The organism is Pseudomonas sp. Choline-02u-1 (genome assembly GCF_002836515.1).
Taxonomy (GTDB): domain Bacteria; phylum Pseudomonadota; class Gammaproteobacteria; order Pseudomonadales; family Pseudomonadaceae; genus Aquipseudomonas.
In genome coordinates this window covers 26,352-48,119 of the sequence record NZ_PJBC01000004.1, presented here as the reverse complement: position 1 = coordinate 48,119, position 21,768 = coordinate 26,352, and the positions used below count along the sequence as shown (strand labels likewise).

The window sequence follows — 21,768 nt, the reverse complement described above, 5'->3', positions numbered from 1 at the left end:
CGAAACTGGTTGCACCTTATTTGCTTTGTTGCATAGCATTCGCCGCCAAGGTGCAACCGGGAATAACCCGGTACACCGGCTGATGGCTTTCCTGGGGAAACATCAGTCTTAAATGCGCGGGATCCCGGATCGTCTGCCAAACGTCGTCGTTTGCGAGCGGTTCACCACCGCCGCTACATAAAAACAAAGCCAGGGCGTAACTCAATGAGCGTAAGCAATCCAACCCTGATCACATTCGTGATCTACATCGCAGCAATGGTGCTGATCGGCTTGATGGCCTATCGCTCCACCAACAACCTTTCTGACTATATTCTCGGCGGTCGCAGCCTCGGCAGCGTCGTCACCGCGCTGTCTGCCGGTGCCTCCGACATGAGCGGCTGGTTGCTGATGGGCCTGCCGGGCGCCATCTACATGTCCGGTCTTTCCGAAAGCTGGATCGCCATTGGCCTGGTCATCGGGGCCTACCTGAACTGGCTGTTCGTGGCCGGTCGTCTGCGCGTACAGACCGAGCACAACGGCGACGCCTTGACCCTGCCGGACTACTTCGCCAGCCGTTTTGAAGACAAAAGCGGCCTGCTGCGAATCATCTCGGCGATCGTGATTCTGGTGTTCTTCACCATCTACTGCGCTTCCGGCATCGTCGCGGGTGCCCGCCTGTTCGAAAGCACGTTCGGCATGACCTACGAAACGGCGCTGTGGGCCGGTGCTGCGGCGACGATTGCCTACACCTTTATCGGTGGTTTCCTGGCTGTGAGCTGGACCGACACCGTACAAGCCACGCTGATGATCTTCGCGCTGATCCTTACGCCGATCATCGTCCTGCTGGCCACTGGCGGCGTCGATACCACATTCCTCGCCATCGAAGCGCAAGATCCGAGCAATTTCGACATGCTCAAGGGCACCACTTTCATCGGCATCATTTCGCTGATGGGTTGGGGGCTGGGCTACTTCGGTCAGCCGCACATCCTCGCGCGTTTCATGGCGGCGGATTCGGTGAAGTCGATCGCCAAGGCGCGTCGCATTTCCATGACCTGGATGATCCTGTGCCTGGGCGGCACCGTGGCGGTGGGCTTTTTCGGTATCGCCTATTTCTCGGCGCACCCGGAAGTGGCCGGCCCGGTCGCTGAAAACCCTGAGCGGGTGTTCATCGAACTGGCAAAACTCCTCTTCAACCCATGGGTTGCCGGTGTGCTGCTGTCGGCCATTCTGGCTGCGGTAATGAGCACCTTGAGCTGCCAGTTGCTGGTGTGCTCGAGCGCCCTGACCGAAGACTTCTACAAGGCCTTCCTGCGCAAGTCCGCCTCGCAACAGGAGCTGGTCTGGGTCGGTCGTGCGATGGTGCTGTTGGTAGCACTGATTGCCATCGCTATGGCTGCCAATCCGGATAACCGCGTACTGGGCCTGGTGTCCTACGCCTGGGCCGGTTTCGGCGCTGCGTTCGGTCCGGTTGTGCTGATCTCGGTCATCTGGAAAGACATGACCCGCAACGGTGCACTGGCCGGTATTCTGGTCGGCGCGATTACCGTGGTGCTCTGGAAGCATTTCGAACTGCTTGGCCTGTACGAAATCATCCCTGGCTTCATCTTCGCCAGCCTGGCCATCTACATCGTCAGCAAGCTCGGCGCGCCGACCGCTGGCATGGTGCAGCGCTTCGAAGCAGCGGAAAAAGATTTCCACCTGAACAAATAATGCGCTGAGCTTCGGCTCACATCAGAACGGCCCGTTTCCTACCGGAGGCGGGCCGTTTTTTATTGCCTGTAGATTTTCGGCTAAGCTGCAAATCCAGTGTGGGAACGGGCTTGCTCGCGAATGCGGCATATCAGGCGACATCTCAATCGACTGACCCGGCGCCTTCGCGAGCAAGCCCACAGTTCGTTCTGTGTACGGGTTTGGGGGATTTGTCTGTAGTCGAAGGCACCGCGTTCTCAGGCGCTTTCAGCAACCTGCGTAGGGCAAATCTGAATTTCCGGGCACCTGTTCATCACCCCTTGCCTCTCCCGCAGAATCGCCCGCCCCACACTGCAGAGAGACATCGGATGTTCGCCCCTGCCAATCAACCGCGTTTTACCTTGACCCTCGAAGGCGCTCAGGATGACCTCAAGGTCCTTGAGTTCTCGGGCAGGGAAGCCATCAGCCAGCCTTTTCGCTTCGAACTCGAACTGGTCAGCGAGCGGCCGGACCTGGATCTCGAAAGCCTGCTGCACAGTCAGGCGTATCTGAGTTTCGATGCTCAGGGTTGCGGTTTTCATGGTCAGATTTATCAGGTCGGGCAGGGCGATTCCGGGAAACGTCTGACGCGCTATCACCTCAGCCTCGTTCCGCGTCTGATGTATCTGGGGCATCGCATCAACCAGCGGATTTTTCAGCATCAAAGCGTGCCGCAAATTGTCACGCAGATCCTCAAGGATCATTCGATCCTGCGCGATGCCTTTGAATTTCGCCTGGGTAGCGAGTACCCGGAGCGCGAGTACTGCGTGCAGTACGCGGAAAGCGATCTGGCCTTCATCCAGCGTCTGTGTGCCGAAGTCGGCATTCATTATCACTTTCAACACAGCCCCGAAGGCCATCTGCTGGTGTTCGGCGACGACCAGACCGTGTTTCCGAAGCTGGCCGAGCCGACGCTATATTTGCCGGGTAGCGGCATGTCGGGCGGTGCGCCGGCGATTCAGCGTTTCAACGTGCGTGTGGAAACCCGCACCAGCGTTGTCACTCGACGTGACTACAACTTCGAAAAACCGCGCCTGTCTCTGGAAAGCCGCAGTGACGGCGAGCAACGTCCAGTGCTGGAGGACTACCACTTCCCCGGTCAATTCAACGATCGCGACACCGGCAGGCATCTGGCGCGGCGAACGCTTGAACGGCACGTCGCCGATTACCGGCGAGCCGACGGCAGCAGCGACCAGTCCTCACTGGTCTGCGGACATTTCCTGCAACTTGTCGAACATCCGCGCAGCGACTGGAATGATCTGTGGTTACTCACTGCCGTCGAACACCGTGGCCGTCAGCCGCAGGTATTGGAGGAGTCGGTGACCAGCGATGGCGAATCCTTCCAGGGCTATCGCAATACCTTCGTGGCCACGCCGTGGGACGTGTTCTATCGTCCGGCGCTGGGCCCGGAAAAGCCGCGCGTGTCGGGTTACCAACCCGCCGTGGTCACCGGCCCGAAAGACCTGGAGATCCATTGCGATGAATACGGGCGGGTCAAAGTGCAACTGGCCTGGGATCGCGACGGCGAGCTGAACGAGCACTCCAGTTGCTGGCTGCGCGTCGCGACCGGCTGGGCCCACGATCACTACGGCGGCGTGCTGATTCCGCGCGTCGGCATGGAAGTGCTGGTCGGTTTCATTGATGGCGATGCAGACAAGCCGCTGGTCATGGCTTGCCTGCCCAACGCCGCGACACCGGTGCCGCTCGATCTGCCGGCAGACAAGACTCGCAGCGTTTTCCGCAGCCAGAGCAGCCCCGGCGGTGGCGGTTACAACGAACTGCGCATCGAAGATAAGAAAGGCGCCGAGGAAATCTACCTGCGTGCCCAGCGCAATTGGACCCAGCATGTGCTCAATGATCAGCAACTGCAGGTCGACAACCAGCGCAGTGTGATCGTCACCGGCTCCGCCCGGCATGAACTCAAAGCCGACGAACAGCGCATCACCCACGGCCAGCGCCAGACCGAGGTCAGGCAGGATGATCACTTGTCCGTGCTCGGCGACCAGCACGTTCGGGTAAACAGCCAGGCCACCAGCGCCTCGGCGCAGATCCATATCAGCGCTGGCCAGCAAGTGGTAATCGATGGCGGCGCGAGCGCAACGATTCAGGCCGGCGGACAGTGGATCAATATCGGCCCCGGCGGAATTTTCAGCAGCGTACCGATTGTGGTGGGCGGCGCGCCGATGGCGGCAATGAGTGCGGCACCGGTGGTGCCGGGATTGCCCGAGAAACTGGCCGCTGCGCCGGCGGCGATTCTCACCGCCGCACAAATCATGAGTCTCAAAGGTGATGCGCCTTTTTGCGAAGAGTGTGAGCGATGCAAGGACGGTGTTTGTGCAGCCTGAACAATTAACCGCCGAAGATTGGCTGGCGCGGCAGCCGCTGCTGGCGTCAGAACAACTGTTCGCCATTTTCAGCCGCGCCAGCGACGCCGATGCTTTCAAAGCCTGGCAGGGCACAGCGAGTCCAGTGTGGGCCGAGACCATTTATGCCGAGTGGGATGCGGTGATGCCCTATGTGGGAATTGTCGCTGCGGACAGTGAGTTTTTACGTTGGGTGGCGGAAACAGAATCTCGGGATTGGGGATGGTTGGCGGTGTCTTCGGCAGATCTGGAAGTGCTGGTCGAACATTTCCGCAGCCTGACTCAAGTGCTGATGCCGGACGGTAAAGCGGTGTTTTTCCGCTTCTGGGATGGGCGGTTTTTGCTGCCTCTTTTGCAGTCTGACGAGGTCGATCCTGCGCAATTGCTGCCGGTAATTTCGCGAGGCTTGATCAACGGCCAAGCCGTTGCAATCGGCGGTGGAGCGCTGGGTTCGGGGCGGGTTTTTCCGTGGTGGAACGTGCCGAAATCTGTGTTGGCGCAGACTGATGCAAGCGTGCGCATCGTGAATGCTCTGCAATGGCTGAGCGAAGAACACCCAGCCATGTTCGAGGCGTTTCCCGAGGCTGTTTTGCGCTGCAAGGTCGGGCAGTTTTTCAAATTATCGATGTCGGAAGATTCGTCACGATCGGCGCTTCTGGAGTTTTTGCTGGCAGAGACAGAGTGAAATTTCGGGGCAAACGCTTCGGACGTTTCCTTCGAATCGCGGCGGTTTTCATGAACTGGTGCGCGCTGAGTTGCAGGGGTAGTCTTTTCGTTGTCGCCGCGAGAGCGGTGGCAGGGGGTAGGATCCCGAACTCTGAAGTGCATAAGTGCCGCAGGCTGAATACAAGGGTCAAAGCGTATTCATGACAAGTTGACGGCGGCTTTGTGCGGGACACGTTTCGACGTGGCTGATTTGGAGTTCTCAGTTCCTACTCCCGCACATGGCTGCCACCCAAACCCGTAGGAAGGTCAATGGCGGCTCCACTCAGAACTTCAGGGATGCCAAGAATGACAACGACAAAACATGATCCGCCCTACAAGAAAATCACGCCTCACCCCGACAACCGCTTCATGGCCCTGACCGGCAATTGCAGCGACATGCCCAGCCTGTTCGTCGACACCCATGTGCCTCTCGACATCCTCATGGACGCTGCCAACCACCGCATCCGCGCCGTGGTCCAGGTGCTGGAAAACATGTGCATGCGCGGCTCGATCGAATGCGACTCCGTGATCCTCAGCGACTTCGCCCTGCTGTGCGCCATCCCGTTGCGTGATGGCTGCGATGTACTTGATGTCATCGGCAAGCGCCTGCGCAGCTTGCCTGCCTGAAGAGATCAAAAGATCGCAGCCTTCGACGGCTCCTGCAAAGTGAACGCCTGTCCCGTGTAGGAGCTGACGAAGGCTGCGATCTTTTGACTTTCGAAGGGGTCAATCATCATTGATGTATGCATCCTGACTGCGGATAAAGCGGTCGAACGCCTCTGAGTTGTAGACGTGAAGGCACGCAAGAAACACTACTTTTTCACTTGAGTGTTTGCTGCGTAAAGATGTCTGCTCGTAAGCCGTCGACACGTAGCTCAGTGTTTCTTTATAGGGGTCATGCAGCACTTGCAGCGTGTCTTCATTTTGCAGGATGGAATGCATGCCTTTGCCCATGAACGAATAGCCATTGGCGGACAGTGCAATGTCTTTTTCCAGAGCGGAGTGTTCGTTGAATGGCTTCAGAATACAGTGGCTCAGACCATAATTCTTGAGTGTCTGGCGGGCCTGTTCAATGTGGGTTTCGTCGGCGAGGACGAGGCAGGGGCTAAGCAGGCCGAGTAAGCAGATGATCCGATATCGCATGGGTTTTTTGACGTCCTGTCATTCATGTTTAGCCAGTGTAATGCCATAAAAGCAAAGCCCCTCACCCTAACCCTCTCCATCGGGTACATACAGGGAGAAGGTTAGGGTGAGGGCAGGCTTTTGTCCGCTCGGCTGCGAACCCCTGACTTGCCGCCCGGTAAAAGGTAAACTTTGCGGCCCTCGCAGGAGCAGCCATGAATTATCGTCACGCCTTCCATGCCGGCAATCACGCCGATGTGTTCAAACACCTGACCTTGACCCGCCTCATTGCCCTGATGTCGCGCAAGGAGCAGCCGTTTGCCTATCTCGACAGCCACGCCGGCATCGGTCTGTACGACTTGCAGGGCGATCAGGCCAACCGCACCGGCGAGTATCTGGAAGGCATTGCGCGGTTGTGGGATCAGCCCGATCTGCCGGCGCTGACCGCCGACTATATGAAAGTGCTGCAGGAGATGAATCCGGATGGCCAGTTGCGTTTTTACCCGGGTTCGCCGGAGCTGGCGCGGCGCCTGACGCGGCCACAGGATCGGGTGATGCTCAACGAGAAGCACCCCGAAGACGGCGTGCTGCTCAAGGACAACATGGCCGGCGATCGCCGGGTGAAAGTGCACCTGGGCGAGGGCTGGCATGTGGCGCGGGCGATGTTGCCGGTGCAGGAGAAGCGGGCGGTGATGCTGATCGATCCGCCGTTCGAGCAACTGGACGAGATGCAGCGCTGCGCGGCGTCGATGAAAGAAGCCATCGGCCGCATGCGCCAGACCGTGGCAGCGATCTGGTACCCGGTCAAGGATCAGCGTGCATTGCGGCGGTTCTATCAGGACCTGGCAGGCACGGGTGCGCCGAAGTTGCTGCGTGTGGAGTTGCTGGTGCATCCGCTGGACACGCCGAACAGCCTGAACGGTTCGGGCATGGCGATTGCGAATCCGCCGTGGGGGCTGGAGGAAGAATTGCGTGAGTTGCTGCCGTGGTTGTCGAAGAAACTGGGGCAGACTCAGGGTGGCTGGCAGATGGATTGGCTGATTGCCGAGAGCTGATCAACAGCAAGATCAAAAGATCGCAGCCTTCGGCAGCTCCTACAGTTGAAATTCGTTTCCCTGTAGGAGCTGCCGAAGGCTGCGATTTTTTGCTGTCAGGATCTAATTACCCGCCAGACTCGGTGGCATGCAAACGCCAGTGCCGCCAATCCCGCAGTAACCTTCCGGATTCTTCGCCAGATACTGCTGGTGATAGGCTTCGGCAAAGTACACGGTCGGGGCCTGATCGATCTCGGTGCTGATTTCACCGAGACCGGCCTTGGCCAGTTCAGCCTGATACACGTCTTTGCTCTTCAGCGCGGCATCCAGTTGCTCTGGCGTGGTGGCGTAGATCACCGAGCGATACTGGGTGCCGATGTCGTTGCCCTGCCGCATGCCCTGAGTCGGGTTGTGCAATTCCCAGAACATCGCCAGCAGTTCTTCATAACTGACTTGGGCCTTGTCATACACCACCAATACCACTTCGGCGTGGCCGGTCAGGCCTGAGCAGACTTCTTCATACGTCGGGTTTGGCGTGAAGCCGCCGGCGTAACCGACCACGGTGCTGACCACGCCTTCGCGCTGCCAGAAGCGTCGTTCCGCACCACAGAAGCAACCGAGCCCGAAAATCGCAAAATCGACGTCCTGAAAGAATGGACCGAGCAGCGCCGTGTCTTCGAAGACGAAGTGTTTTTCCGGCAGGGTCATCGGGGTTTCGCGGCCGGGCAGGGCTTGTTCTTTGGTTGGTAGCACGTTTTTGTTCACCAGAATTTCCGAGCGCAGAACCATGATCGTTCCTCTCAGTCAGGTTGGAGGTAAAAAGTCAGACCGCCAGTGTGCCGAATGATGCCCGGTTAATCACTACCCAATGTAGGAGCTGCCGAAGGCTGCGATCTTTTGATTTTGCTTTTTAAAAACCAGATCAAAAGATCGCAGCCTTCGGCAGCTCCTACAGGGGGCGGCATGTTATGGCGAGAATGGGGTAGAGGGGTTAGAGGCAGAGCGGCCCGCGCGGGTAGCGCTTGAGCGCTTTGATCAGCTCATCGCCGGGGATTGGCCGGTCGAACAGATAACCCTGGCCGACGTCGCATCGATGCCGGCGCAGGAACGCCAGTTGCTCGGCAGTTTCGATGCCTTCAGCCACAACCTTGAGTTTCAGGTTATGAGCCATGGCGATAACCGCAGAGGTAATTTCCATGTCGTCCTGGTTGTCGGGGATTTCATGGATGAAGCTGCGATCGATCTTGATGATGTCGATCGGGAATTTCTTCAGATAGCTCAGCGACGAGTACCCGGTGCCGAAGTCGTCCATGGCCAGGGTCAGGCCCAGACGCTTGAGCTGGTCGAGCTGCAAATGCGTGTCTTCGGTGGCTTCCAGCAGCAGGCCTTCGGTCAGCTCCAGTTCGAGCAGATTGGCCGGCAGCGCTTCTTCCCTGAGGATGTTGGCGATGGAAGCGACCAGGTCCGGATCGGAGAACTGTTTCGGCGAAAGATTGATCGCTACTTGCAGATTGCCCAGGCCGGCGGCGGTCAAGGATTTGCTCATGCGGCAGGCCTGGCGGGCGATCCACTTGCCGATCGGAATGATCAGGCCGGTTTCCTCGGCGACGCTGATGAACTGGTCCGGGCGGATCATGCCGCGTTCCGGGTGGTTCCAGCGCAACAGCGCTTCCATGCCCAGCAGACGACCACTGCGCAGGCACAGCTTGGGCTGGTAGAACACGTCCAGTTCGTTCTGCGTGAGGGCGCGGCGCAGGTTGTTCTCGACGAACAGTTTGTAACTGGCTTCGGCGTTCAGCGCTTCAGTGAACACCTGCAATTGATGTTTGCCGTTGGCCTTGGCCTTGTGCAGCGCCAGACCGGCGTTGCGCATCAGGGTTTGCGGATCGCGCCCGTGCAGCGGCGCGCAGGCCAGGCCCACGGAGCCGGTGACGCTGATCAACTGGTTGTCGACGAACATCGGCTTGTCGAGGGTCATCAGCAATTGGCTGGCAATCTGCTGCCCTGCTTCAAGGTCGGTGTCGTCGAGCAACACAGCGAATTCGTTACTGGCGAAACGCGCAAGGCTGCCACTCGGGCTGAGGCTATTGCGCAGGCGCCGGGCGAGGCTGATCAACAGTTTGTCGCCGGTCTGATGACCCAGGCTGTCGTTGATGCGCTTGAAATTGTCGATGTCCACCAGCAGCAGGCTGATTGGCGTATCGCTGTCGCGGGCAAAACGCTCATCGAGATTGCGGATGAACGCCGGACGGTTGCCCAGGTTGGTCAGGTTGTCGGTGTAAGCCAGGCGCTCGATACGTTGCTGCGCCAGTTTGGTCTGAGTGATGTCTTCGTAGATGCCGATGTAATGCGTCAGCTCACGGTTGTCGCCGTAGACCTTGGAAATCGATAACTGCCCCCAGTACGGTTCGAGGTTCTTGCGCCGGCTCTTGAATTCGCCCTGCCAGCTGTTGCTCTGGGCCAGCGCCGAGGGCGCGTCGAACAGCAGCTCGCTGAGGTTTTCCAGCGCTGGCAATTCCGACAGGCGCTGGCCGTGGACTTCCTCGGTGGTGTACTGGGTAATGGCAGTGAAGCTCGGGTTGACGTATTCGACGACGCCGTCGCAATTGACCAGCAAAAAGGCGTTGGCGCTCTGCTCGACCGCGCGCTGAAACAGGTGCAGGGCGCTGGTGGCGGTACGACGGTTGTGGTTGTTGATCACTTGCGCGAACTGGTCGGCCAGCTCACCGGCAAAGGCGATTTCATCGGACTGCCAGGCACGGGTGACGCCGGTCTGTTCCAGACACAGCACGCCGACCACCTGCCCATCGACGCGAATGCTGGCGTCAAGCATGGCGTTGACGTCACGCGCACGCATCGCCTCAGCCATCTCGCGGGTGCGCGGGTCGTGCATGGCATTGTGCGCATCAATGGCGCGGCTGCTGTGCAGCGCTTCCATGTAATCGGGGAAGCCGCTGATATCGATCGGCTCCGGCAGCAGATATTCCTGGGTCGCACGATGGTAGGCGGAGATCGGCAGCAAGCGCTGGCCTTCGAGGTTCCACAGGCTGGCGCAGTCGATTTCGTAGATATCGCAGGCGCAGCGGGTGATCAGTTCGGCAGCTTCCTGCAGCGAGTTATGCGTGCTGTAGCGCTGGCGCGCGAGCAGCAGAATCAGATCCTGCTGGGCGCGCACGCGTTCCAGATGCTGCAGTTGTTCCTGCTGGGCGCGCTGGTTCAGCTCAAGAGCGATTTGCAGGCGTGAGTTCTGGGTTTCCAGATCCACCGAAGGCGGTGCCAGGGGTTCGTCGAACACCTCGTCGACCGCCAGCAGGTAGCCGCGCAGCAAATGCCGGTTGTGCTGTTTGTAGGCTTCGCCCAACTCGAGGATGTTCAACGCGCCGGCGGCGGTGTGCAGGGTGTAGCGCACCACGTAATGCGCGCTTTTGCTCAGCTGCTGCTGGATCGCGTCGTGCAGTTGGTAGCGCGCCTCGGGTTCCATCAGGCTGGCGTAGGGCGAGCCGACCAGCGCGCAGAGCTCGACGGCCGGCTGGCCGAACTGGCGTTCGCAATTGGGATCAAGGAACAGCATCGCCCAACTGGCTTCATTCAAGCGCTCGAAACGCAGCATGCCGAGCCGCGAGGGCACAGGCAACTGCGTCACTACCTCGGCCGCCATACGGCTGGCGGCATCGGGTTGGCTCTTCATGAAGGGAACTCGCTTGGAAATATGCTGAATGCGCCGGGCTCTCGCCCTCTTGTCTGTTGGCTGCGGCAAGGTTGCATCATTGCGGCACCGACTGACAAGAGAGATGAAGGCCAAGTGCTATAAGAATATGTCGGCTGCAGTGAACATTTCTCCAGTGCATGACTGAAATGAACAAAAGATCGCCCGCCTTGGGCAGTTCCAACAGCGGAATGGGCCTTTTGTGGGAGCTGCCGAAGGCTGCGATCTTTAAAGGCTCAGCGCAGTTTTATCGCAATCGACTGCAGCAGTTTGCCTTCACGATCGTGATACTTGACCAGAATCTGATCAGTCTCGACCATCACATGCGCAAAATTGTCCTGGCTCACCACCGCACTGGTCAGCTCGTGCCGATAATCCCCGGCCGCCGTGCGCACCAGCGGTTGATCGAGGATGAATGTCGAGGCCCTGGCATACGGCAGCAATTTGCTGTTGTGCAACGGCGAGGAGACGATGGTATGCACTTCGAAATCGGCATCTTCGCTATGACTCAGGCGACTGGTCAGCGAGCCATGGACGTCGCCGGAGACGAACACCACGTTCTTGATCCGGTGGCTGCGAATGGTTTCCAGCAGACGCAGACGCTGTTCGGGGAATGCTTTCCACGCATCGTCACCGTTGAATCTGCGATCGGGATAGAACATCACGCTGGTCACCACGAACTTCACCCTTGCCGGGCTGTGGATCAGCCATTGCAGCAACGCCTCCTCCTGCTCGATGTCGAGAATGCGTCGATCTTCTTTCGACAGGTTGCGTCGGGTTCGGCTGTCGGTGACGAACCAGGCGATATCGCTGTCGCCGAACTGATACCAGTAATGCTTCAGCGTATCCCGATCTATCTGGCCTTTACCGTTACATGCATAAACCGGGCTGTGGCTGGCTTGGTAAAGTTCATAAGCGGCCATGGCGTTGCGATATAAGTCCGCGTCCGCTGCGCTGGCTTTGGCGGGCCAGTTATCTTCGATTTCATGATCGTCGAGCATCATGTAAGTCGATGTATTGGACATCAGTCGTTGAATATTCGGTTGCGAAAACGCCGTTCGATATTTTCTCAGGATATCTTTTGCTTCGCGATCCGGCGCAATCATATTCAAATCATCTACATACACTTGGTCCCCGGTCATGATCATCGCGCTCACCGGTAACTGGCTGTTTTCGATGAGTCGGCTGATCGAGCCAAAGATGCGGTCGCCCAGTTGCGGTAACGAAGCGATGCCGGCGGTGATCCGCAGATAACGGCACGAGCCGACAATAAAGCCCCGGGGCTGGCTGGCCTGCGCGGTGCGAGTACGGAAACGGTAGAGTTGTCGCGGCCACTGCAGTGGAAACTCTATTACGGTGTCGATGGTATGCACCGGATTCATTGGGCTCAGCCAGCCAGCCTGGTATTCATATTCACAGTCGGCTTCGAGGTCCTGCAGGGCCAGCACCCCCGACATGTCATTGGCTGGATGCAAAATTGCAAATACGCTGTTAGACCATTTGTCCGCGCCGGCTTTACGGGCGCGCACTCCGGCAAACACTCTCTTTTTGTCCTGCTGTTCGCCGCGAATAAAAATTCGTATTTCGCTAGTTGTGGCGTGGCCCACGATCGGGCCAATGGTCGGTTTGAACATGATCGATTCCATTCGAAAGTTGGAGTAATAAGAAATAAATAAACGTCGTGCGTTGGTTCAACTTTCCTGAGCAGAGGTTAGTTGGGCGGCGATGGAAAATATTGGCGTTAAGTGGACCAGGCTTGTGGCCGACGTCAGCGCAGGTTGTGGGAAAAAGACGCTGGCCGGTTTATTTCAGGCAAAAAAAAGCCCCGCCAGACTGGCGGGGTTGAGGTACGAGCGTGTGGCGCTCGAAAGGGTGCAGCAAACGGCCCTCCGTTGCCGGAGGGCCGTTCGAGTTACAGCAGGATGGTGCGGATGTCGCCCAACAGGCTGCCCAGACGCTGGGTGAAGCGTGCGGCTGCAGCGCCGTTGATCACACGGTGATCGTAGGACAGCGACAGCGGCAGCATCAGTTTCGGCTGGAAGGCTTTGCCGTCCCAGACTGGCTGGATGGTTGCCTTGGACACACCGAGAATCGCCACTTCCGGCGCGTTGACGATCGGCGTGAAGCCGGTACCGCCAATGTGGCCGAGGCTGGAAATGGTGAAGCAGGCGCCTTGCATCTCGTCCGAGGACAGCTTCTTGGTGCGGGCCTTTTCAGCCAGCGAAGCCGCTTCGGCAGCAAGTTGCAACAGGCTCTTCTGGTCGACGTTCTTGATCACCGGCACGAGCAGGCCATCCGGAGTGTCGACGGCGAAGCCGATGTTCACGTATTTCTTGCGGATGATCGCCTTGCCGCTTGGCGCCAGCGAACTGTTGAAGTCCGGCAGTTCCTTGAGCAGGTGCGCGCAAGTCTTGAGCAGCAGCGGCAGGATGGTCAGTTTGACGCCAGCCTTCTCGGCTACGGCCTTCTGTGCAACACGGAAAGCTTCCAGCTCGGTGATGTCCGCCGAGTCGAATTGCGTGACGTGTGGCACGTTCAGCCAGCTGCGGTGCAGGTTGGCAGCGCCGACTTGCATCAGGCGAGTCATTGGCACTTCTTCGATTTCACCGAAACGGCTGAAATCGACGACCGGAATCGGCGGGATGCCCGCGCCACCGGTTGCGCCGCCAGCAGCGGCCGGTGCTTCCTTGGCCTTTTGCATCATCGCCTTGACGTAAACCTGCACGTCTTCCTTGAGGATGCGACCGTGCGGACCGCTGGCGCCAACAGCGCTCAGCTCGACGCCGAACTCACGGGCCAGTTGACGCACGGCGGGACCTGCGTGAACTTTCGCGCCTGGCTTGGCCGGTGCGGCAGCAGCAGGTGCAGCGGCAGCCGGGGCAGCGGCAGGTGCCGGAGCGCTCGGTGCAGCAGCGGCCGCTGGAGCCGAAGCAGCAGCAGGCGCCGCGCCTTTGACTTTCAGCTTGAGGATCAGGTCGCCGGTACCGACTTCATCATCCAGCTTGATCGAAACGCTTTCGACCACGCCAGCGGCAGGCGATGGAATTTCCATGCTCGCCTTGTCGGATTCCAGGGTGATCAACGACTGGTCGGCTTCGACGGTGTCGCCGGCCTTGACCAGCACTTCGATGATCTTGGCCTTGCCGGCCGAACCGATGTCCGGAACGTGGATGTCCTGAACGCTGTCGGCGACCGGTACCGCCGGGGCAGCAGCCGGAGCTGGCGCAGCGGCGGCGGCAGGCGCGGCAGCCTGGGCCGGAGCGGCTGCAGCAGGCGCCGCAGCACCCGCCACTTCCAGATCCAGAATCAGGTCGCCAGTGCCGACCTCGTCGTTGAGCTTGACGCTGATGGCCTTGACCACGCCAGCGGCAGGCGACGGGATTTCCATGCTCGCCTTGTCGGATTCCAGGGTGATCAGCGATTGATCAGCTTCGACGCTGTCGCCGACCTTGACCTGGATCTCGATGATCTGTGCCTTGCCCGACGAACCGATGTCCGGCACGTGCACTTGCTGTACCGAAGCGGCAGCAGGAGCAGCAGCAGGCGCGGCAGCAACAGGTGCGGCCGCCGGTTTCTCTTCGGCTTTCGCAGGAGCAGCGGCAGGTGCAGGGGCCGCTTCAGCAGCGCCCTCGACTTCCAGCTCGAGCAGTTCGTCGCCTTCTTTCAGACGGTCGCCCAGCTTCACTTTCAGGCTTTTGATGACGCCGGCTTTCGGGGCCGGCACTTCCATGCTGGCCTTGTCCGATTCCAGGGTCAGGATGCTCTGGTCGGCTTCGATGCGGTCGCCGACCTTCACAAACAGTTCAATTACTTCACCTTCACCGCTGCCGATGTCAGGTACGCGAATGAGTTCGCTCACAAAATGTCTCCTCAGCAGTCCAGTGGGTTGCGTTTTTCCGGGTCGATGCCGAACTTGGCGATGGCTTCGGCCACAACCTTGGGTTCGATATCACCACGGTCAGCCAGTGCTTCCAGGGCTGCCAACACCACGAAATGACGGTCGACTTCGAAGAAATGACGCAGTTTCTTGCGGCTGTCGCTGCGGCCAAAACCGTCGGTGCCCAGGACCTTGAATTCCTTGGACGGTACCCACTGACGGATCTGCTCGGCGAACAGCTTCATGTAGTCGGTAGAAGCAATGACCGGACCTTTACGGCCGTTCAGGCACTCTTCGACGTAGCTCAGCTTCGGCTTCTGGCCAGGCTTGAGGCGGTTGCTGCGCTCTACGGCCAGGCCGTCGCGACGCAGTTCGTTGAAGCTGGTAACGCTCCACACGTCAGCGCCGACGTTGAACTCTTCACGCAGGATCTTCGCCGCTTCACGCACTTCGCGCAGGATGGTGCCGGAGCCCATCAGCTGAACGTGATGCGCCGCATCGCGAGTGTCTTCCTCGAGCAGGTACATGCCTTTTTTGATGCCTTCTTCGGCACCGGCTGGCATGGCTGGCTGCTGGTACGACTCGTTCATCACGGTGATGTAATAGAAGATGTCCTGTTGCTCTTCGGTCATCTTCTTCATGCCGTCCTGAATGATCACCGCCAGCTCGTAGCCGTAGGTTGGATCGTAGGTGCGGCAGTTCGGGATGGTCGCGGCCAGCAGGTGGCTGTGACCGTCTTCGTGCTGCAGGCCTTCACCGTTCAGGGTGGTACGGCCGGCGGTGCCGCCGATCAGGAAGCCACGGGTACGGCTGTCGCCGGCAGCCCAGGCCAGGTCGCCAATACGCTGGAAGCCGAACATCGAATAGAAGATGTAGAACGGCAGCATCGGCTGGTTGTGGCTGGAGTACGAAGTACCGGCAGCGATGAACGAGCTCATGGCGCCTGCTTCGTTGATGCCTTCTTCAAGGATCTGACCTTTCTGGTCTTCCTTGTAGAACATCACCTGGTCTTTATCGACTGGCTCGTAGAGCTGGCCGACGGACGAGTAGATGCCGAGCTGGCGGAACATGCCTTCCATACCGAAGGTACGGGCTTCGTCCGGGATGATCGGCACAATGCGCGGGCCGATTTCCTTGTCCTTGACCAGTTGCGCGAGGATCCGCACGAAAGCCATGGTGGTGGAAATTTCACGGTCGCCCGAGCCATCGAGGATGGCTTTCAGGGTGTCCAGATCCGGGGTCGGTACGCTGAAGCTCTGCGCACGGCGCTGCGGCACGAAACCGCCCAGTGCGGCACGACGCTCGGCGAGGTAGCGGGCTTCGGCGCTGTTTGGCTCAGGCTTGAAGAACGGCAAGTTCTCCAGCTCTTCGTCCTTGACCGGAATGTCGAAGCGATCGCGGAACAACTTCAGGCTGTCGACATCGACTTTCTTGGTGTTGTGCGCGGTGTTTTTCGCTTCGCCGGCACCGGTGCCATAACCCTTGATGGTCTTGGCGAGGATGACGGTTGGCTGTTCCTTGTGGTTGACCGCTTCGTGGTACGCCGCGTAGACCTTGTACGGGTCGTGGCCGCCACGGTTGAGTTTCCAGATCTCGTCGTCGGACAGATCGGCAACCATCGCCTTAAGTTCAGGCGTGTTGAAGAAGTGCTCGCGAACGAACGCGCCGTCTTTGGCCTTGTAATTCTGGTACTCGCCGTCGATGACTTCGTCCATGCGACGCTGCAGGATGCCGTCGACGTCCTTGGCCAGCAGTGGGTCCCAGAAACGGCCCCAGATGACTTTGGTCACGTTCCACTGTGCACCGCGGAACACGCCTTCGAGTTCCTGGATGATCTTGCCGTTGCCGCGAACCGGGCCGTCGAGGCGCTGCAGGTTGCAGTTGATGACGAAGATCAGGTTGTCCAGCTTCTCGCGGCCGGCCAGGGAGATTGCGCCCAGGGATTCCGGCTCATCGCACTCGCCGTCACCCAGGAAGCACCAGACTTTCTGTTTGCCCGGCTGGATGAAACCGCGGTGCTCCAGGTACTTCATGAAGCGCGCCTGGTAGATCGCCTGGATCGGACCCAGACCCATCGATACGGTCGGGAACTGCCAGAAGTCAGGCATCAGCCAAGGGTGCGGATAGGACGACAGGCCCTGACCATCGACTTCCTGACGGAAGTTGTTCATCTGGTCTTCGGTGATGCGGCCTTCCATGAATGCACGGGCGTAAACGCCTGGCGAGGTGTGGCCCTGGAAGTAGATCAGGTCGCCGCCGTGTTCGTCGGTCGGGGCCTGGAAGAAATAGTTGAAGCCGATGTCATACAGGGTCGCACTGGAAGCGAAGCTGGAGATGTGACCACCCAGGTCCGAATCTCGCAGGTTCGTGCGCATTACCATGGCCATCGCGTTCCAGCGTACCAGCGAGCGAATGCGGCGTTCCATGAACAGGTCGCCAGGCATGCGTGCTTCGTGGGTAACGGGGATCGTGTTGCGGTAAGGCGTGGTGATCGCGTAAGGGAGCTGCGAGCCGCTGCGGGTCGCCAGTTCACCCATACGGGTCATCAGATAGTGAGCACGGTCTTCGCCTTCTTTGTCGAGAACCGATTCCAGGGCGTCCAGCCATTCCTGGGTTTCGACGGGATCGAGGTCTTGCATGGCTTGCTCCAGGGCGGAAAGGCTTCCAGAATCGGTTGCCTGAGTTTGCGACTGGCCTTGTGGGCAGACGATTTAAAATTCTTGGATTGCCGACAGGTTGTTCCGGCGGCGTGTAGTTTTACTACAAATCTTCCGGCATTTCAGCCTTTCGAATGTATAGACGAGTAGTAAAACTACAGATGAAAGGCTTGTGGCCTCCGACTGCGTTGTGAGAATAATCGTTAAGGCGGGTCGATTTCCATCCGAATAAGGTGAAAGCTTGATGCTGGATGCCAAAGAAGAAGAAATTTCAGCTATTTCTAACTTTTGTTCGACAGTCCTTCACGTAGCGGGTTTTCATCATTCACTACAAGCGGCCCTTATTACGCCGATCAAGGATAGACCATGACCCTGCCCGTGCTTGCCGAACTGCCCGCCATTCTCCTGCCGTTGGTCAGCCGATCCGAGCAGTCGTTCCGTACGTCCGTCGCCGCCCTTGAAGACGATCACGGCCTGTCGGACTGGACGCCGGAGCGCTGGGCACAATTGGCCCGCGTCACCGCCGCCAGCGAATTTGTCATTGAACAGAGCATTCGTGACCCTTTGATGTTGCTGTCGCTGGTGGCGTCCGGCGAACTTGACCGGGCGTTTGCGCCCGGCGAACTGTGCGCACAGATTGCCGCCGCCGTTAGCACCGCGCAGAGCGAAGACGAACTCGGCCGCGCCTTGCGCCGCCAGCGTGCGCGCCATCAGGTGCGGATCATCTGGCGCGACCTGACCCGCCAGGCCGATCTGGTGCAGACCTGCCGCGACCTCTCGGACATGGCCGACGCCACGATCGATCAGGCTTATCAATGGCTGTACAGCCGCCATTGCGAGCAATTCGGCACGCCGACCGGCCGGCGCAGCGGTGAGCCGCAGCAGATGGTTATCCTCGGCATGGGCAAGCTCGGTGCAGTGGAGCTGAATCTGTCTTCCGACATCGACCTGATCTTCGCCTACCCCGAGGGCGGCGAAACCGTCGGCGTGAAGCGCTCGCTGGATAATCAGGAATTCTTCATCCGTCTCGGCCAGCGTCTGATCAAGGCGCTGGATCCGATGACCGTCGACGGTTTTGTTTTCCGCGTCGACATGCGTTTGCGCCCATACGGATCGTCCGGCGCGCTGGTGCTCAGCTTCAACGCGCTGGAGCAGTATTACCAGGACCAGGGTCGCGACTGGGAGCGCTACGCGATGATCAAGGCGCGGGTAGTGGCGGGCGATCAGGTCGCCGGCGCGCAGTTGCTCGACATGCTGCGGCCGTTTGTTTACCGCCGTTATCTGGATTTTTCGGCGATCGAAGCGCTGCGCACCATGAAGCAGTTGATCCAGCAGGAAGTGCGGCGCAAGGGCATGGCCGACAATATCAAGCTGGGTTCCGGCGGTATTCGAGAGGTCGAGTTCATCGCTCAGGCCTTTCAACTGATCCACGGCGGCCGCGACTTGAGCCTGCAACAGCGTCCTTTATTAAAGGTGCTGAGCACGCTGGAAGGGCAGGGCTATCTGCCGCCGGCGGTGGTCAGTGAGTTGCGCGAGGGTTACGAGTTTCTGCGTTACACCGAACATGCCATTCAAGCGATTGCCGATCGTCAGACGCAGATGCTGCCGGACAGCGCCCAGGATCAGGCGCGCATCGCCTTCATGCTGGGTTTCGCCGATTGGTCGGCGTTCCACGAACAGCTGATGTACTGGCGCGGGCGCGTGGCCTGGCATTTCGCCCAGGTGATTGCCGATCCCGACGAGGAAGAGGGCAGCGAAAACGAAGTGGTGGTTGGCGGTGAATGGCTGCCCCTGTGGGAAGAAGAACAAGACGAAGAAGCCGCGTGCCGGCAGTTGCAGGAGGGCGGTTTTGTCGATGCCGGCAAAGCCCTGAAGGCGCTCGCCGGTTTGCGTGGCAGTCCGCAACTGCGCGCGATGCAGCGGCTGGGACGCGAACGTCTGGATGCCTTTATTCCGCGACTGCTCGCGCAAGCCGTCGAACATGACAATCCGGACCTGGTGCTCGAGCGTGTGTTGCCGCTGGTGGAAGCGGTGGCGCGGCGTTCGGCGTATCTGGTGTTGCTCACGGAAAACCCCGGTGCGCTGCGTCGCCTGTTGACTCTGTGCGCGGCGAGCCCGTGGATTGCCGAGCAGATCACCCGCTTTCCATTGCTGCTCGACGAATTGCTCAACGAGGGGCGGCTGTTCAAGCCGCCGCTGGCGCCGGAACTGGCAGCCGAGTTGCGCGAACGCCTGACACGAATTCCCGAGGACGACCTCGAGCAACAAATGGAAGCCCTGCGCCATTTCAAACTGGCGCATCGCTTGCGCGTCGCCGCCTCGGAAATCGCCGGCAGCCTGCCGCTGATGAAGGTCAGCGATTACCTGACGTGGCTGGCCGAGGCGATTCTGGAACAAGTGCTCGCGCTGGCCTGGCGCCAGACCGTGGCCAAGTACGGCACGCCGCTGCGCACCGACGGCGCCTTGTGCGATCCCGGCTTCATCATTGTCGGTTATGGCAAAGTCGGCGGTATCGAATTGGGGCATGGTTCGGATCTGGATCTGGTGTTCATCCACGACGGCGACCCGCAAGCGGAAACCGACGGGCCGAAATCCATTGATGGTGCGCAGTTCTTCACGCGCCTGGGACAGCGGATCATTCACCTGCTCACGGCCCAGACCAACTCCGGCCAGTTGTATGAAGTGGATATGCGCCTGCGGCCGTCCGGTGCTTCCGGACTGCTGGTGAGTTCCCTCGGCGCGTTCGCCCGCTATCAGGAAAACGAAGCCTGGACATGGGAGCATCAGGCCTTGGTGCGTGCGCGGGTGTTGGTGGGCAGTCAGGATGTCGGCCAGGCCTTCGAGAAAGTCCGCGCGCAGGTGTTGGGCAAATCACGGGACCTGGCCAAGCTGCAGCAGGAAGTCAGCGAGATGCGTGCGAAGATGCGCGACAACCTCGGTACCCGCAGCACGGCGGCCGGTACGGCAGCTAATGCCTTCGAAGCGACGGTGCCGTTCGACCTCAAGCAGGATGCCGGAGGTATCGTCGATATTGAATTTATGGTGCAATACGCGGCCCTGGCGTGGTCGCAGAGCCATCCGCCGCTGCTGCGCTGGACCGATAACATCCGCATTCTGGAAGAGCTGGAACACGAAGGGCTGATGCCCGCCGAAGATGCCAGCCTGTTGCGCGAGGCCTACAAGGCCTACCGCTCTGCCGCGCACCGGCAGGCCTTGCAGAAAGACGCCGGGGTGATTGCCGGGGATCAGTTCGCCGAAGAACGGCGACAGGTACTGCGGATCTGGAAAGAGTTGGGGCTAAGCTGAAACCGGTTTATGCAGCACCCAATACCTTGTGGGAGCGAGCTCCCACAAGGGATCTTCGGTCTTCAAGGTTATGCGGCAAAATGAATAACCCTGTGGGAGCGGGCTTGCCCGGATAGCGGAGTATCAGACGACAATAATGTTGGATGTGAAGACCCCATCGCGAGCAGGCTCGCTCCCACAGAAGATCTACAGTGTTTGTAGAATTCTCGAGGCGGGGAGGCGTAAATGCCTCCCCGGTTCGTTTTTGGAAAGCACATGAATATTCTGATCGTTGGGCCCAGTTGGGTCGGTGACATGGTGATGGCGCAGACACTGTTTCAGTGTCTCAAACAGCGCCACCCGCAATGCGCAATCGACGTGCTGGCGCCCGAATGGAGCCGGCCGATCCTCGAACGCATGCCCGAAGTGCGCAAGGCCTTGAGCTTCCCGCTCGGCCACGGCGCGCTGGAGCTGGCGACGCGCCGGCGCATCGGCAAATCCCTGCGCGGTCAGTACGATCAGGCGATCCTGCTGCCCAATTCACTGAAGTCGGCATTGGTGCCCTTTTTCGCCGGCATCCCGAAACGTACCGGCTGGCGCGGCGAATTGCGCTATGGCCTGCTCAACGACGTGCGCACCCTCGACAAAGAACGCTACCCGCTGATGATCGAGCGCTTCATGGCTCTGGCCTACGAGCCGAACGCCGAGTTGCCGAAGCCGTACCCGCGTCCGAGCCTGCAAATCGACCCGGTCACCCGCGCAGCGGCACTGGCCAAATTCGGCCTGACCCTCGATCGCCCGGTCCTGGCGCTATGCCCCGGCGCCGAGTTCGGCGAATCCAAGCGCTGGCCATCCGAGCATTACGCCAAGGTCGCCGAAGCGCGCATCCGCGAAGGCTGGCAGGTGTGGCTGTTCGGCTCGAAAAACGATCACGCGGTCGGTGAAGACATCCGCGCCCGGCTGATTCCAGGCCTGCGCGAAGAATCGGTCAACCTCAGCGGCGGCACTTCTCTGGCCGAGGCTATCGATCTGCTGTCCTGCGCCGACTCGGTGGTGTCCAACGACTCGGGCCTGATGCACGTCGCTGCGGCGTTGAACCGTCCGCTGGTCGCGGTGTACGGCTCCACCTCGCCGGGCTTCACCCCGCCGCTGGCCGAGCAGGTCGAGATCGTGCGCCTGGGCATCGAATGCAGCCCGTGCTTCGATCGTACTTGCCGGTTCGGCCATTACAACTGCCTGCGCCAGCTGATGCCGGACGCGGTCAACGATGCCTTGCAGAAGTTGCAGGGCTCCGTGGTCGAGGTTCAATAAC

At 59.7% G+C, this 21,768-nt stretch carries 14 protein-coding genes; 8 read left to right on the top strand and 6 right to left on the bottom strand.

The genetic code is table 11. The features are described 5' to 3' along the window. The first annotated feature begins 204 nt into the window (after window positions 1-204). The 4 genes from putP (at window position 205) to CXF97_RS04310 (ending at window position 5,402) form a co-directional block, all read left to right on the top strand. The gene (gene putP, locus CXF97_RS04325; RefSeq protein WP_101156529.1) at window positions 205-1,689 is read left to right on the top strand and encodes a sodium/proline symporter PutP; all 1,485 of its coding nucleotides are present in this window, start codon (window positions 205-207) and stop codon (window positions 1,687-1,689) included. A gap of 347 nt (window positions 1,690-2,036) precedes the next feature. Beyond that, window positions 2,037-4,052, top strand: coding sequence for a type VI secretion system tip protein VgrG (locus tag CXF97_RS04320; protein WP_101156527.1), 2,016 nt, complete (start codon window positions 2,037-2,039; stop codon window positions 4,050-4,052). Then, a complete protein-coding gene (locus tag CXF97_RS04315; protein WP_101156525.1) occupies window positions 4,042-4,755 on the top strand; it encodes a DUF4123 domain-containing protein in 714 nt (237 codons plus the stop codon). The genes CXF97_RS04320 and CXF97_RS04315 overlap by 11 nt, the downstream gene beginning before the upstream one ends. A gap of 326 nt (window positions 4,756-5,081) precedes the next feature. Then, entirely contained in the window at window positions 5,082-5,402 is a 321-nt protein-coding gene (locus tag CXF97_RS04310; protein ID WP_101156523.1) for a hypothetical protein, read from the top strand. Window positions 5,403-5,501: 99 nt separating this feature from the next. Here the strand turns inward: CXF97_RS04310 and CXF97_RS04305 are convergent, their stop codons facing one another. Next, on the bottom strand, window positions 5,502-5,918 hold the full coding sequence (locus CXF97_RS04305; protein ID WP_101156521.1) for a hypothetical protein: 417 nt from the start codon (window positions 5,916-5,918) through the stop codon (window positions 5,502-5,504). Between the two features lie 194 nt (window positions 5,919-6,112). On the opposite strand from CXF97_RS04305, the gene CXF97_RS04300 reads away from it, so the two are divergent. Beyond that, window positions 6,113-6,952, top strand: a complete 840-nt coding sequence (locus CXF97_RS04300; RefSeq protein ID WP_101156519.1) for a 23S rRNA (adenine(2030)-N(6))-methyltransferase RlmJ — start codon at window positions 6,113-6,115, stop codon at window positions 6,950-6,952. A gap of 102 nt (window positions 6,953-7,054) precedes the next feature. Here CXF97_RS04300 and msrA read toward each other — a convergent pair whose 3' ends face one another. The 5 genes from msrA to aceE all read right to left on the bottom strand — a co-directional run bounded on the left by msrA (window position 7,055) and on the right by aceE (window position 17,153). Then, entirely contained in the window at window positions 7,055-7,720 is a 666-nt protein-coding gene (gene msrA, locus CXF97_RS04295) for a peptide-methionine (S)-S-oxide reductase MsrA (RefSeq protein ID WP_101156517.1), read from the bottom strand. Between the two features lie 202 nt (window positions 7,721-7,922). Further along, window positions 7,923-10,619 (bottom strand): bifunctional diguanylate cyclase/phosphodiesterase, encoded by a 2,697-nt coding sequence (locus CXF97_RS04285; protein ID WP_101156513.1) that lies wholly within the window; start codon window positions 10,617-10,619, stop codon window positions 7,923-7,925. Between the two features lie 254 nt (window positions 10,620-10,873). Beyond that, entirely contained in the window at window positions 10,874-12,271 is a 1,398-nt protein-coding gene (locus CXF97_RS04280) for an alkaline phosphatase D family protein (protein WP_101156509.1), read from the bottom strand. A 278-nt stretch (window positions 12,272-12,549) separates the two neighbouring features. Further along, window positions 12,550-14,496: a dihydrolipoyllysine-residue acetyltransferase gene (gene aceF / locus CXF97_RS04275; protein WP_101156506.1), complete on the bottom strand. Its 1,947-nt coding sequence runs from the start codon at window positions 14,494-14,496 to the stop codon at window positions 12,550-12,552. An 11-nt stretch (window positions 14,497-14,507) separates the two neighbouring features. Beyond that, complete coding sequence (aceE, locus tag CXF97_RS04270) at window positions 14,508-17,153, bottom strand: pyruvate dehydrogenase (acetyl-transferring), homodimeric type (RefSeq protein ID WP_101156503.1); 2,646 nt, start codon at window positions 17,151-17,153, stop codon at window positions 14,508-14,510. 262 nt (window positions 17,154-17,415) lie between these two features. On the opposite strand from aceE, the gene CXF97_RS28380 reads away from it, so the two are divergent. From CXF97_RS28380 to waaF, 3 genes are all read left to right on the top strand, one after another. Next, a complete protein-coding gene (locus CXF97_RS28380) occupies window positions 17,416-17,541 on the top strand; it encodes a hypothetical protein (protein ID WP_256584330.1) in 126 nt (41 codons plus the stop codon). Continuing rightward, entirely contained in the window at window positions 17,538-20,477 is a 2,940-nt protein-coding gene (gene glnE / locus CXF97_RS04265; RefSeq protein ID WP_101156500.1) for a bifunctional [glutamate--ammonia ligase]-adenylyl-L-tyrosine phosphorylase/[glutamate--ammonia-ligase] adenylyltransferase, read from the top strand. The genes CXF97_RS28380 and glnE overlap by 4 nt, the downstream gene beginning before the upstream one ends. A gap of 255 nt (window positions 20,478-20,732) precedes the next feature. Continuing rightward, window positions 20,733-21,767, top strand: coding sequence for a lipopolysaccharide heptosyltransferase II (waaF, locus tag CXF97_RS04260; RefSeq protein ID WP_101156498.1), 1,035 nt, complete (start codon window positions 20,733-20,735; stop codon window positions 21,765-21,767). Window position 21,768 lies beyond the last annotated feature (1 nt).